A 14,615-nucleotide genomic window follows, 5' to 3' on the forward strand; every position below is an offset into this window, starting at 1 on the left:
ATTGATTACCCCCTAGTAATGTTTATTCCTATAAATTCAAAATTTTGAATTTCGTATAAATCTATTTTCTGATTAGCGATGTTTTGACAACAAATTGAAATTATTAATTCTTGATAATTAAATGTGAAAAAATCTTCTGGATAATTATTACTTATCCATCGTGTATTTCGCTTAATGAAGTTCGCATCAGACAGCCCTCTAGCAATACCTAGAGAGCTTCTTTTTACTTGAGCTTCTTTTAATGTCCATAACTTATAAAACTGATTATATGTGTCTTCGCTATTTTTTAAACTTTGATACTCTTGATTAGTAAAGTATCGCTCTGCTATCAAAAGAACATTTCTCTTTGAAGATATCTCCTCAGCATCAACACCTATATCGTGATTTGCAAAAACTATTATAGCTTTATTCTTAGTATGACTTATATTGAAATAAAACTTGTGACTCTTTAGATATGGCTTACCATGCTTATATTCAAATATTGGAGTAGCAATATCATAAAATCTCTCTAATACAAAATAGCGAATAAACTGGGAAAATATTTTCTGCTTATTAGTTAGTTTTAACAAATCTATATTTTTTTTAGAAGAAAGATAATTTCTAAGATCCTCAGCTTTGTATTTTTCAAAATCTAAAATAAAAGCTGAAACTTGAGACATTGAAGTAATTACTCCGTTGCAATCTGCGAGATTATATCTGTTTTACCAAGAATATTGTTTATGTACTCAACATCTTTATAAGTCAAGCCACCCTGCAACTGCTTCAATCTAACATAATCCTCAACATAGTTAAATATAGCATCTGCAAATGAAAGCTGAGCCTGTACAAGTATTGCCTGACGGTTAAGTAAGTCTACAATAGTCTGAGTACCAGCCTCAAAGCCATCTAATATCGCTTTTACAGAAGCAATACCAGCATATACTGACTTCCTGAAGGCATCAATCCTCACAGCATCCAGTACAACAGTCTGATAAGCTTCTACAGTTCCAGCATAAACCTCTCGCTGTGTTTGAAGTAGCGCATAATTAGCTGCTTGATTATTATAACTAGCTTGTTTAAGCTTCGCATAATCAGAACCACCTCTTAATATGTTCCAATTAGCCTCACCACCGACATTGGCAACATCATACTTAGTAGGAATTTTTGCGATCTGTTGTTGGTTACCAGACAAAGCATTTCGTGACATCATTATACCGCCAGTTAAATTAACCTTAGGGAAAAAATTACCCCACTCAATACCCACACCCTCTTGTGCTGCTTGATACTCAAATCGTTTCTGTGCAATATCAAGATTATACTTCTCAGCAGTATTTAACCAGTAGTTGATATCATCTGGTACAGGATTGCCAAATTCAGTATCTTTTGAAATATATAATATAGAGCTTATGCGTTTACCAATAAGTTTAGCCATTACTGCTTTTGCGTTGATAAAGTTCCTTTGGGCACTAACTCTATCAGCAATCGCTTGACGATACTGAGCATCTGTGGTCTTAAAATCTGCATAGGAAACCATACCAGAATTATATTGATATTTCTGTGTTAGATATAACTTCTTGTTCCATGCTTCGTTTGCAAATTGAAACTGTAGTGCCTGCTCTGCTCTGAGAAGCTCAAAATATGCTGTTACAGTATCAACTATAAGAGTCTGCTCTGCCTTTGCATAAATCATAGCATAAGATTTTTGCAAGTATGTAGCTTGAGTATATGTCTTCCATTTACTCCAATCAAAAAGTACTTGAGAACCACTGAAATTAACATTATTTGACGTATCATTAACCCTACCACCGAACTGATTATACAGATCGCGTCTAAGATTATAGTTAAAATCAATCTGCGGTAATAATGCACCCAATGCTGCAGGCACTGTTTCAACATTAGCTGCAAATGTTGATCTAGCTGCTTGGTAATCTGCGTTATGTTCAGCTGCTAACTTATAAATATCAACTAAGCTGTAGAATTTATCTTCAGTATTACCAACCATCGCGACTTCATCAGCTTTTTTAAGATCATAGAATTTGTTATCTACTTTAATCTCATCAGCTTTCGCATACTGTTTTTCTACACTATATGGATTCTGCGTTATATCTGTACCAAGAGGTCTTCCGGCATATTTGTATTCTGGCACAGGAGTATCCTCGTTGGCAAATGCCATAAAAACCCCCAAAAAACCCAAAATATATAGTGCTAGTTTCTTCATATTTTTTTATCTATTGTAAACATTAAAGAGAAAATTCTTCTGATATGTTTCTTTTACTGCTTTAGTTATGAGATAAGCTTTGTCACACACATCAGTTCTGACAACAAAAACCAATCTACCACCAACTTCAAGAAGATCTAGTAAAGATTCATCTACTTCATTTTCTTCTACAACATTTGATATATATATGCAGTTATATTTTTTAGCATTTTTTATAATATTTGTAAGGTGCTCAGCACTATTAAATTCAACATTATAAACATCTACTTTTGCTAAATTGCGTCTAGCCATAGCCAGTCTTTCTTCGTCGTAGTCAACAAGCTCTACACTGTTACACAATTTGGCTATCAAAGCTACTGGATACCCAGTTTCCAAACCAAGCTTTAATACATTATCAGTTTTTCTCATAGCTAAAGCTTCTATTAACCTAGCTGTAAACATAGGGCTTCTAAGCTCTCTATCATCTATCACAAGATTAGTATCACAATAAGCTAAAGATTGATATTCTTTGGGTAGAAAAATCTCTCTAGGGATATCTGTCATAATCTTTGCAACACCATCTAAAGAAAGACCTTCCGTGAGGACTTGTTGCTTTACCATATTCTCTCTAGCAAGCTCAAAATTCATATTAGCCCCTATTAATATTTAATATTAAGAAGTAAATTTCATCTACTATTTAGAAAAAAGATAATATCATAATACCACGGTAAAAGGAACCTTGCTAATTTTTGCCATTTAATATTATTAAGATACTTGAAAGAGATTTTTAATAGTATCAACCTTTGCAGACTCTTTTGTTTGATAAACATAGTAACTATAAAGACTAGCTAACGATAACTCTGTATCCATATTAACTAAATCTTTACCCTCTTGAGACTTAACGAGAAATGTTGGTAAAAAACCATAACCAACTCCTTGTATAATTGCATTATAAACACTTAAACAACAATCAAAGCTTATTACATTTGATAAACGAAATTTATCTCGATATTTACTTTCTAAAATTAAAACTGAATTTCTAAAAACTGTCTCTAAACCACCATAACGCTTTAATAACTTTTTTGAAACATACATTTCAAAATCAATTCTATTGTATAACTTGACATTATAACCTTTATTCTTAAGGTCATGTACCTCTTCATCGCTCATTACTGCCAATACAACATCTATATCATTATTCTCAAGCTTCTCTATTAATCGAGTTTTTTTACAAACTTTTAAATCATATTCAAATATAGTTTCATTATCTATACATCTATTTATTGCATCAAAGATACTTTTTTCAAATATTGGTAACAGACCTATTCTAATCTTTGACTTTCTATTCCTCAAAATTGGTAACTCTAATCTATTAACCTGATCTATTTTTTCAAGTATAGGCTTGACTAGATCATAGAAACGCTCTCCTTCATTGTTCAAATTTAAACTATTACTTTTTCTTTCGAAGAGCTCTAAATCTATAATATCTTCTAAATTTTGAAGTTGTTTAGTCACCGCTGGTGGTGTAATAAAAAGCTGTTCTGCTGCTTTTCTTAAACTCTTATTTTCAACCACTGCTGCAAATACTCTGAGTTGATGTAACGTATACTGCATAGACAAAGTAATTAAAAAAAACCAGTGTTAACCAAAAGTTAACATAATGATGAAAATTATTCAATTTATATATTTAAGAATCTAATTTAAACTCTCAACACACCATAAACCTAGAGGTATTTAAAATGACTAAAACAAACCTTGAGATAATTCAAAACTTTATTGAGTATCAGCAAAATGGCAACCTAGATGCAGCACTAAACCTAATTGATGATAATGCAGAGTGGCATTCCGATAGTATCAATGGTGCCTGGAGTGGCTCACACCTTGGCAAACAAGCCATTATTGAACACTTCAAAAACATCAAAAAAGATGTTAGTCAGTTTAATAAAACATCTATAGATTTAACCGCAAGTGAAAATACAAATCTTGTTTACGAATATGGGAAACTAAAGGTTATATTCTCACATAACAACCAAATCTTTGAAACTTACATTGTATCAATATATGAAATAAAAAATCAGAAAATACTAAACTATAGAGTTCTTGAAGATTCTCACACTCTGTACCAGATCTACAATAGCAAAGCTTAAAACTTAAAAGCCTCAAAACTTATAAACAAATAGTGAACAATAAATTTTAATAGTGACTAAGTCTAATATCCAAACTCTTTTCAGGAATCTCACATGAGCAAAAATATTAAAACTCTTATTTACACATTAGCTTTTTTATCAATCTTAACGGCTAATATTTATTTACCAGCAATGCCAATATTACAGCACATTTTTTCGACAACAAAAGCAAGTATGAGTTTGACTATTAGCTTTTACATGCTAGGTCTCGCTATTGGTATTCCGATATATGGTGCATTATCTGATCACATCAAAACATCAAAGGTTCTAGCATTTGGGCTTATCTTGTATATTGTTGCTAATCTTATAGCCATCTTATCACCTAATATTTCAACCTTCCTTATAGCTCGACTGACTCAAGGATTAAGTGCAGCAAGTGCATTGTGTCTATGGCAAGTTCTAGCATTTAGTTATTTTGAAAAGCATGCTGCACATATTATTGGTACAGGATATATCCTCATTGGTTCAATGCCAGCTATAGCACCAGTATTTGGCGGTACAATTTTAACATTATCAACATGGTATGGGATTTTTATTTTTTTAATAGTAATAGCTGCAGTATTATTTTTAATAACTATAAAGCTACCTACCCCTCCGAAAAGTATCCATGATGTAAAAGAGCATAGCATTACTCAACAGCATATTATTTTAGCTGTACTAAATCAATACAGACACTTATTGAAAGATTTTAAATTTATCATCTTAACTTTAGCTAGTACTTCGATATATATATCTGTATATGTATACCTGTCTCAAGTTCCCTTCTTGTTGACAAAACTTCATTTTGCGACAGGGGAGTTTAGTTTATTTTTTATTCCGATATCGATTGCATTTATATTAGGTGGAATAATTTCTAAACTCATGTTGAGAAAAGGAGTTAAATTTGAAAATAGAATTATACTTCCTATTTGTTTATTCATAACATCTTTGACTATTGTTTTAGTTACTAAAATAATCAACTTACCTCTCTCTGGGTGGCTATTAGCAATACCATTTTTCATTTTCACAATAGGCTCTGGGATTGGAGCTCCTAACATAAGTAGTGAAGCACTATCTTTACATCCTCATAGGCGAGGAACAGCAGCATCAGCATTAGGATTATTACAAAACTTAGCAGCATTTGCCTTTAGTGGTCTTGGAGCTTTTTTAACAAAGTATGGTTATGATGGACTAATAATATCTTATATTATATTAGCAGTCTTACCGACCTTTTGGATTATAATTTATAGGCTGCTAATTTAGATATATCTAAATCTCCAAAATACCAGACTTTGACTGAATCTTACCATCTTATTTTTTTGTAAATTAGAATTAATTCAACAATTCTTTGTATCAAAATAAATCTTTATAGACAAAAAATAAAAAGTTAAAATATAGAGTTGAATCATTCGCTTTCTAAGAAAAAAAGCTTAGTAAATATTAAGTCAAAGGATAAAAATACATGAAAAGACCTGAACTATTGTCACCGGCAGGCACCCTAAAAGCTATGCGCTATGCTTTTGCTTATGGGGCTGATGCAGTATATATTGGACAACCTCGCTATAGCCTAAGGGCTAGAAATAATGAGTTCTCAAAATTAGAGACTCTTGAGACAGCAATTACTGAAGCTCATGCACAAGGCAAGAAGATAATGCTAGCTAATAATATAGCTCCACATAATGCTAAAATCAAAACTTACATCAAAGATATAGCTCCTGTACTTGCTCTTAAACCTGATGCAATGATTATGTCAGACCCTGGCATGATTATGCTAGTTAGAGAGAACTTCCCAGACCAAGAGATACATTTATCAGTTCAAGCCAATGCAGTGAACTATGAAACTGTTAGATTTTGGCAAAAATTTGGTATTACACGCGTTGTATTATCAAGAGAACTATCTCTAAAAGAAATCGCAGAGATCAAAGAGCATGTTCCAGATATGGAAATTGAAACATTTGTTCATGGCTCATTATGTATGGCTTACTCAGGTAGATGTCTACTATCAGGATACTACAGTCATAGAGATCCTAACCAAGGTGTATGTAATAATGCTTGTCGCAATAACTACAAAGTTGCTGAGGCAAAACAAAACGAGTGGGGAGATTTCGAGCCTGTTGAAGTCAAGTCAACTCTTGGTATAGGTACACCTTCCGATAAAGTAGTGCTTATAGAGAATGACAAAGAGCCAGGACAATATAACCCAATGTTTGAAGATGAGCATGGTACTTATATTATGAATTCAAAAGACCTAAGAGCTATACAGCATGTAGAAGCAATGATGAAGATGGGTGTTGATTGCTTTAAGATAGAGGGTCGTACAAAATCATTTTTCTATGCTGCTAGAACTGCTCAGCTATATGATCAGGCTATCAAAGATGTTCTTGCAGGCAAACCTTTTGACATAACGCTTATGGATAAACTTGAAGGTCTAGCTCACAGAGGTTATACCGAGGGGTTCTATCGTCGCCATGTTCATGATGAGTATCAAAAGTATGAAAACTCAGACTCACGTAGTTCTACTCAACAGTTTGTTGGTGAAGTAACAAACTTCGATGAACATACTGGCTATGCTGATATCAATGTCCGTAACAAAATGAAAATCGGCGATAGTATTGAACTTATGTTGCCATCTGGTAGTCGTGAGATAATACTAGACAATATGCTAGACAAAGATGGTAATCCTATGGAAGAGGCAAAAGGTAGTGGCTATCAAGCTAAAGTTAGATTTGATAATGTCACATCTGATGATATGAAGTTCGCCTTAATGATAAGAAATTTATGAAATAAATAGTGTCTAGATAGCTTTAGAGTATAGTTTTAATCATGGAGATTTTACGAGCAAACATTTTTTGATGGATCGTACTCTCTCCAAGGATCACCATTTCCTGGAGTATTTGAAGCATCTGCATACCAACAAGCTACATATGACATATAGTTCTTTCCTCCATCTACCGAATATATTACTTTAGGGTACAAAGTTGGATTATATTTGACTTGATATATTTTTGAACCATCCCAAACACCCGCATCGTAAGTATACTCAGCTATTGGCTCAGGAGCTTTACCTCCTGTGAGGGTAATATTAAGCTCGCTTGGTGCTACTTTCGATATTCTACAAGTAATGCCCTGCCCTTGAGTATCAATACTACATATGCCATTAGCTTGCTTTGGTGTTACAGTTTTGTATGAACCATTTGGAGATGAGATTTCAACATTCAAATTTTGATAATATTGTGGATTCATTGGAACACTCTGCATAGTAAAAAAGCTTGCATCTTGCTTCAATGATCCTATTATCTGAACATTTGGAATACGGATCTCATACTGATTTTGAGTATCAAGATTAAAAGTATTGATGCCTTTTTCAAGGTTCTTATCCCCATCAGTAGATGAATGAAGTTGCAACCCCTGTGCTTCAGATTGATTATCAATATTCAAAGTGAATGGTGTTGCTAAGGCTAATGTTGACGTAAATAGCGCCACTACAACAAGTGATGTTTTTTTCATAGTTTATCCTTTGGTTTCTTATAAAATCAATTCTTGAAATTAGAGTATCTAACTTTTGCCTTTGATCTATAAGAACATCTATATTTATTCAAAAGGCAATAATTAAGGTTATGATGACTCAATACCAGTGATTCTAATTTATTTCAAAATAGATAAAAATATCCATATGCGCATAGCTGTCATCCATATATGCATATTAACAGAAACTAACCACCGTTCATAAGACTATGCTTCACGAGCATTATTAAGTTAAGATTTAAAGAAAACTTCGTATATTATTATCAATATCATAAGAAAAATCCAAAGTATCTTATTGGGGCAACTCTTCTCCACGAATCCATATACCAACTCCAGTAAGAGCTCGATATCGATTTAACTGTACTAAATATAGTTTTTAATATTTTTAGCATAAGTAACTTCTAAGATTTATAAATATTAGCTATTCTTTTGTCTGTGTGATTTTGACTAGAATTAACAATGAAGCCGCAATAATAGAAATAATAATCATTGTAATTGCTATTGGTAAAGAGCTAGTTGCTGGGAATAACATCGCTATACTGCCTATAGTTCCACTAATAGCAAACTCCATAGTTCCAAATAATGCTGCTGCAACACCCGCCATTTCATAGAATGGCTCCATGCTACCACTAGCGCCAGTACCTGCGGTAAGGGCACAACCAAATGTCGCTAAGAAACACGGAGCAAAAAAGCCCCATAAACTTAATCCCCATATTTCATATATACTAAATGACAAAACACCTGCAATAAATACACACACCACACCAAGAAAGGCAGTGTTATAGACACCCAGTGCATTAACAATAACTCCAGCAAATATTGAACCTATCAAAAATGCCACCCCTGCTGAACCAAATACAATGTATATCTCTGAAATAGGGTAACCCAAATAGTTAATAATGTATGGAGTCATTGAAAATAATATAAAAAACGAAACCATCCCTGATACAGCTGCTAGCGAATACGCCCAAAACTGTAAAGACTTTAACACATGTAAATATCTCGCAAAAACACTCAAAGTCATCTTTTTGCGTCTTTCAACAGGTAAGCTTTCTTTAACAAAAAATACGATTATCAAAAATGAAACAAAAGCCAATATAGTCAGAAATATAAAAGCTGAATACCATGGAAAATGTATCGCTAACTGCACTCCAATTAATGGCCCTACTATTGGTGAAACAGAGATTATCGCATTAATAAAGCTGTATATCATCGAACTTGTTTTACCGAAGAATGCATCTCTAATAATTGCAAAAGCACATACTGATAGACCACAGCACCCCACAGCCTGAACAACTCTCGAAAATATCAAAAACTCAATATCTTGAGAGATTGCACATAAAACCGACCCTATCAAAAATATAATAGATGATATTAAAATAATTTTGAATCTACCAAATTGATCTGATAATGGTCCTAGAATAAGCTGACCAACTCCAGTAACAACCAAAAACAAAGATAACGTGACTTGCACCATTTGCTGAGTTGTATTAAAAGCCTCTCGCATATCTGGTAGAACAGGCATATAGACATCCATAGCTAATGCAAAAGCAAAAACCATAGGTCCTAGAATAAGAATAGTTTTAATTGGAGAATATTTCCACATAGAAACACCCCTTGTATTTTATATGTAAGTAGCGGGTTATTATATCAGATTAATATAAATATGTTACCCATTTAGTATAGTAGTACTACCAAAGCTAAAAGCTTAGTTTATTTTCTTAACTCTCTAGCTGACAATGTTATAATAGCGCCATCGATAATTTTTATTTAAATATAATGTTTAAAAAACTCCTACTTGTAATATTTACAAGCATGTTACCTATATTATCATTTGCTGAAGGGGCTAAATCTCTAAGTGCGGTGAGTGTTCATGCTGTTGACCAACCACTAGCGATTGCTGCTGTTGTGGTTTTTGTAATTGCTTATTTATTTGTTATGACCGAAGACTTCACTAAACTCAATAAGTCCAAACCTGTAATCCTCGCAGCAGGTATTATATGGACATTAGTAGCAATAGTTGGCAAATCAGTTGGCGCGGACAATATTGTACATTCAAACTTTGACCATATTATGACTGAGTATGGTGAGCTTTTACTATTCTTATTAGTCGCAATGGCATATATCAATCTAATGGAAGATCGAAATGTCTTTGCTAAGCTAAAAAGTACACTACTAAGAGCTGGCTTTGGATATCTAGCAACATTTTGGCTTACAGGTATTATAGCTTTTTTCTTATCGGCAGTTGCTGATAACCTAACAACTGCTCTAGTGATGAGTACCGTTGTAATATCTATTGGCAAAGACAATAAAAAGTTTATTACTATGGCTTGTGTTAATATTGTAGTTGCAGCAAATGCAGGCGGTGCATTTTCTCCATTTGGAGATATTACTACGCTGATGGTCTGGCAAACTGGAGTTGTAAAATTCACAGAATTCTTTGCTATATTTGTACCATCATTAGTGAATTTCTTAGTACCAGCTATTATTATGAGCTTTTTTATACCAAAAATGGAATCTCAATCGATAATAGAGGAAAAGGTAGAGCTTAAACGTGGCGCTGTTCCAGTTATTTTGCTATTTATCTTAACGATTGCTACTGCTGTATCATTTGAGCATTTACTTCACTTACCACCATCACTAGGAATGATGACTGGCTTCGGATATGTAATGATATACAACTATATCTACGGACTGAAAATTGCTTATGAGAATAGGAATCCTAAAAAACACAAAATGCCTCCTCATGCTTTTGATATCTTTGATAAAGTCAAAGAAGCAGAGTGGGATACACTGTTGTTTTTCTATGGAATATTAGTTTCTGTACAAGGACTAGCAGCTTTAGGCTATCTTGGTTTAGCATCTCAATATATCTATACAGATATGCAATCAATTGCACCAAGCCTTTTCTCTGCACATACTCAAGCAAATACAATTATTGGTATACTTTCAGCAATTATTGATAACATCCCTGTTATGTTTGCTGTCCTTAGCATGAATCCAACAATGGAACATGCTCAATGGTTACTAATAACTCTAACTGCTGGGGTTGGTGGTAGCTTACTAGCTATAGGCTCAGCAGCTGGTGTTGCCGTGATGGGTAAATCCAAAGGTAAATATACTTTTATGGGGCACCTCAAGTGGACTTGGGTTATTGCCATAGGTTATTTCGCTAGTATTATTGTTCATCTTTTGATCAATCATTAGAAAAATCTAAAAAGCTATCATGGTATTCTCTAACTCTCTCACTATGACTTGTTGAGATATATGTAAATCCTTTTTCTTGTAGAATTTGATATATTTTTCTTTCAGAATTTATATCAATATTTGAAGTTGCCTCATCAAGTAATAGTAAATCATACTCTTTAACAAAAATCCTACAGAAATTAAGCTTTTGCTGCTCACCAGACGATAGAAAATTTCGCCAATCATTTATTGTATTTATGTATTTTGCTAAGTAGCCGACATTTAGTAACTCAAGAATCTCGATAAACTTATCATCCGAAGGTATTCCCGACTGTATTGGATAAAAAATAGCTCGCTTAAAATCATCTTCAGGGTAATAAGGTTTCTGAGGCAATAAACAAATCTTGAGACACTTCTTGGCAAAGATAATATCTCCTTCATGACTACCACACCCCACCCCTGCAATAGCTCTTAACAGAGTACTTTTACCAATGCCCGAATGGCCACTTATAAGCAATCTTTCTTGACTCTTTAGCCTAAAACATATGTTATCCAACAAGAATGGTGAGTTTTGTGATTTTTGCAACGAAAAACTATTTACTTCTAAAATACTTTCTTCGCAATTAAGCATATCTATCTCATCAGAATTTGTTTTTTCTGAGGATATTTCATGCTTTAACTCTGTAAGTCGTGACATACTAGCTCTTAGGCTAGCTAAGGTCTCATATACATAGGTCAAATAAACCATAGGAAATATCACTTGCATTACTGCTGAGTTTACCTGCATCATCTGACCAAAGCTTATCTGTTTTGCAAAGTATCTGGGTAATGACAAGATCGTACCGATAATTGCATAGACTTGACTAAATAGCGTATTTACAACATCTATTTTTGCATTACGGAACATTAAACTATAGAAGTTAGTTACAATTGCTTTGAAATTCCTTCTAGAACGAGCATATTCATATCTTTCAGCATTGTAATCTCTAACTGAGAGTCGATTGTTTCTAATGGTAGATAAGTGGTATCTAAAGTTAGCTTGTAACTTCTGTTTTTGATACACTAGCTTTTTCAAGGGTCTGCCCACCCAAAATACTACAACAATATTCAAAAGACCTAATAAAAAAGCCACCCAAAAAAGATAGCCATAGATGGTAATATCTACACCTAAAATATTGAAAGTATAGTCTCCTGATAATCCCCACAAAACTACCGCAAATGAGAAAAAACTAAAAATACTTCTTGTAATTCCCAAAAATAATGATTGTGAATCGGTAATAAATCTTGTAACATCTTCATCAATCCTTTCTTCTGGATTATCAACCTGTTTACTTCTATAGTATGATCTTGAGTACAGCCAATTTTTAGTATAAAAATCAGTCATTGGTTTACGGATAAAAATAACAAAGAACTGCTTAACTAAATATGATAGAAAGAAGTTAAACATCATCAATGATATCAAGACTATGAAGATAATTAATTGGTGTATCAACAATGCTTTATTATACTCTTGAATTGAGTTATAGAACCCAACATTCCATGAGTTTAAGTAAACACTTAGAGCAACCCCCAAGCCTTCAAGTACTAGCAACAAAGCTACTATCGCTAAAGCTATTTTACCGTACTTACTTTTCCAGAAAAAATCAGATATATGCCAGAAATTTCCAAAAAATCTCAACATTCGTTATTCTGCCTTATACGGTACAGAGATAACCACTCTAGTAGCTGTCTTATTATCTTTTTTATCCATTGCGGCAATAGCTAGCTTAACCATGCGCGAATTTTGGTTATGTAATAAGAAGTGCCACCACTTTGTATTTACAACCTCAGGAATTATTACTACAGAATATCCTTTTTCAGGATCTCTTAAGTCATTCTTGTGCAAAATCTGTAATACAGGTGTGATAAATGAATTATAAACCGGTCGCATCACAAGAAGCTTTTCTTTGAATGCAAGATTCTTCCATTCAGTTTTTATTTTTTCTATTTTCTTCTCATTTGCTGAAACAAATACTGGTGTTATATCATCAGAGATATTTCTCGCCAATGTCAACGCATCTATTGTACCACGGTGAATACGGGAGATTAGTATAACTATTTTTGGTTTTAAATTCTCATGTATACACGCATTTACAACAGCCTCATCAATACTTAAAGCTAGATTATGTTCTCTTTTAATGTAGTGCATTTTAATTGAATATAAACCATACATTATTATCAATATAGCAATTATTACAATCCAGACACCCTCAAAGAATTTACTCTCAATAATAGTAATCAACACAACAAAGGTTGCTACACAGCCAAAAGCATTAATAAAGGCTCTTAAGCCCCAACTCTTATAAATACGCTTATTTTTATACCAGTATTTAACTAAACCTGCTTGGCAAAGAGTAAACGCAATAAAAACACCAAATGCATATAAAGGGATTAATCTACTAACTTTAGCATCAAAAATAATAACTAAAATAGCTGATAAAACTGTCAAAATAAGAATACCATTTCTAAAAGCAAATCTATCACCTAGACGCTGAAGCTGTTCAGGTAGATAATTATCTTTACTCATAATTGCAGCAAGAATAGGAAACCCTGTAAAGCATGTATTAGCAGCCATAAGCAAAATCAAACATGTTGATGCTTGTAAAAAGTAATAAAAAAATCCATTTCCTAAAACTTGGTGAGCCACTTGAGATAGAACGCTTTCAGAGAAATTAGGAAGTATCTGTGTCTTTGCAGCAATAAAGGTAACTCCCGCAAACATCACGATAGATAAGAAAACCATCAGTAATAGTCCAACAATAGCCTTAGATAGTCCTGGTGACTTATAAGCAGAAACACCATTGGCATAAGACTCTATACCAGTCAAAGCTGAACTTCCCGAAGAAAAAGCTCTAAGAACTAGTGTTATTGTCAACACACCCATCGATGCTTGCATTTGATTAAGATAGTCTTCTTTATAGCTAAAAGTCTCTAGAGTGCCATGATTATACTGATATATGCCCACTATTATCATCACAATTATTGACACGATAAACATATATGTTGGCCACACAAAAATTTTTGCTGTAGATTTTACCCCTCTTAAATTCATAATCATCAAAAAGACTAAGAAACATAATGCTAACTTAGTACTATAATTTTCTAATCCTGGAAATGCTGAACTAATAGCTACTGCTGCCGTCGAAACCGAAACTGCCACAGTAAGTATATAATCAATAATCAATGATGCTGAAGTTAGTAAAACCAATCTTTCACTAAAATGTGCTTTTACTATTGAATAAGATCCCCCACCTTCTGGATGCGCTCTTATGACTTGAGCATAAGAGAAACCCATCAATAGCATCAATAGTATAACCATCACTGATACTCCTATAGAGTACTGTGAAACAGCTACAGCACCTGCTGTAGCTAAAACTATAAAAACTTCTCCCGTTGCATAAGAAACTGAAGATAAAGCATTTGATGATAATATTGCAAATCCGGCAAATAAACCTATTTTTTGTTCTTGTTGCTTTGCATTAGGAATTGGTGAACCAAATATTAGATTCTTTATTTTCATCTAT

Annotated in this window: 12 protein-coding genes; 4 read left to right on the top strand and 8 right to left on the bottom strand. The window is 33.3% G+C overall.

The window, feature by feature from the left end; translation table 11 throughout:
* Positions 1-5: 5 nt before the first annotated feature.
* From IMS64_RS08770 to IMS64_RS08785, 4 genes are all read right to left on the bottom strand, one after another.
* Positions 6-659, bottom strand: coding sequence for a 4'-phosphopantetheinyl transferase family protein (locus IMS64_RS08770; RefSeq protein ID WP_211490456.1), 654 nt, complete (start codon positions 657-659; stop codon positions 6-8).
* A gap of 8 nt (positions 660-667) precedes the next feature.
* A complete protein-coding gene (locus IMS64_RS08775; RefSeq protein WP_211490457.1) occupies positions 668-2,197 on the bottom strand; it encodes a TolC family protein in 1,530 nt (509 codons plus the stop codon).
* A gap of 6 nt (positions 2,198-2,203) precedes the next feature.
* Positions 2,204-2,824 (bottom strand): protein-L-isoaspartate O-methyltransferase family protein, encoded by a 621-nt coding sequence (locus IMS64_RS08780; protein ID WP_211490458.1) that lies wholly within the window; start codon positions 2,822-2,824, stop codon positions 2,204-2,206.
* A gap of 117 nt (positions 2,825-2,941) precedes the next feature.
* The gene (locus IMS64_RS08785) at positions 2,942-3,790 is read right to left on the bottom strand and encodes a LysR family transcriptional regulator (RefSeq protein WP_211490459.1); all 849 of its coding nucleotides are present in this window, start codon (positions 3,788-3,790) and stop codon (positions 2,942-2,944) included.
* A 125-nt stretch (positions 3,791-3,915) separates the two neighbouring features.
* On the opposite strand from IMS64_RS08785, the gene IMS64_RS08790 reads away from it, so the two are divergent.
* The 3 genes from IMS64_RS08790 (at position 3,916) to trhP (ending at position 7,123) form a co-directional block, all read left to right on the top strand.
* Complete coding sequence (locus IMS64_RS08790) at positions 3,916-4,323, top strand: nuclear transport factor 2 family protein (protein ID WP_042517027.1); 408 nt, start codon at positions 3,916-3,918, stop codon at positions 4,321-4,323.
* 93 nt (positions 4,324-4,416) lie between these two features.
* Positions 4,417-5,604, top strand: a complete 1,188-nt coding sequence (locus tag IMS64_RS08795; protein ID WP_211490460.1) for an MFS transporter — start codon at positions 4,417-4,419, stop codon at positions 5,602-5,604.
* Between the two features lie 199 nt (positions 5,605-5,803).
* Positions 5,804-7,123, top strand: coding sequence for a prephenate-dependent tRNA uridine(34) hydroxylase TrhP (gene trhP, locus IMS64_RS08800; protein WP_088821741.1), 1,320 nt, complete (start codon positions 5,804-5,806; stop codon positions 7,121-7,123).
* A 50-nt stretch (positions 7,124-7,173) separates the two neighbouring features.
* Here the strand turns inward: trhP and IMS64_RS08805 are convergent, their stop codons facing one another.
* Both IMS64_RS08805 and IMS64_RS08810 read right to left on the bottom strand, forming a co-directional pair.
* Positions 7,174-7,848 carry a hypothetical protein gene (locus tag IMS64_RS08805; RefSeq protein WP_200148158.1) on the bottom strand — a complete coding sequence of 225 codons (675 nt, stop codon included), beginning with the start codon at positions 7,846-7,848 and terminating at the stop codon, positions 7,174-7,176.
* A 439-nt stretch (positions 7,849-8,287) separates the two neighbouring features.
* A complete protein-coding gene (locus IMS64_RS08810; protein WP_004286918.1) occupies positions 8,288-9,472 on the bottom strand; it encodes a multidrug effflux MFS transporter in 1,185 nt (394 codons plus the stop codon).
* A gap of 173 nt (positions 9,473-9,645) precedes the next feature.
* Here IMS64_RS08810 and nhaD point away from each other — a divergent pair, with 173 nt between their 5' ends.
* A complete protein-coding gene (gene nhaD, locus IMS64_RS08815; RefSeq protein WP_211490461.1) occupies positions 9,646-11,073 on the top strand; it encodes a sodium:proton antiporter NhaD in 1,428 nt (475 codons plus the stop codon).
* Here the strand turns inward: nhaD and IMS64_RS08820 are convergent.
* Together IMS64_RS08820 and IMS64_RS08825 are read right to left on the bottom strand one after the other, a co-directional pair.
* Positions 11,063-12,733: an ABC transporter ATP-binding protein/permease gene (locus IMS64_RS08820; protein WP_211490462.1), complete on the bottom strand. Its 1,671-nt coding sequence runs from the start codon at positions 12,731-12,733 to the stop codon at positions 11,063-11,065. The two genes, nhaD and IMS64_RS08820, sit on opposite strands and share 11 nt — an antisense overlap.
* A gap of 3 nt (positions 12,734-12,736) precedes the next feature.
* Complete coding sequence (locus IMS64_RS08825; RefSeq protein WP_004286915.1) at positions 12,737-14,611, bottom strand: APC family permease; 1,875 nt, start codon at positions 14,609-14,611, stop codon at positions 12,737-12,739.
* Between the last annotated feature and the right edge of the window lie 4 nt (positions 14,612-14,615).

The sequence above is a fragment of the Francisella philomiragia genome (genome assembly GCF_018135955.1).
GTDB lineage: Bacteria > Pseudomonadota > Gammaproteobacteria > Francisellales > Francisellaceae > Francisella > Francisella philomiragia.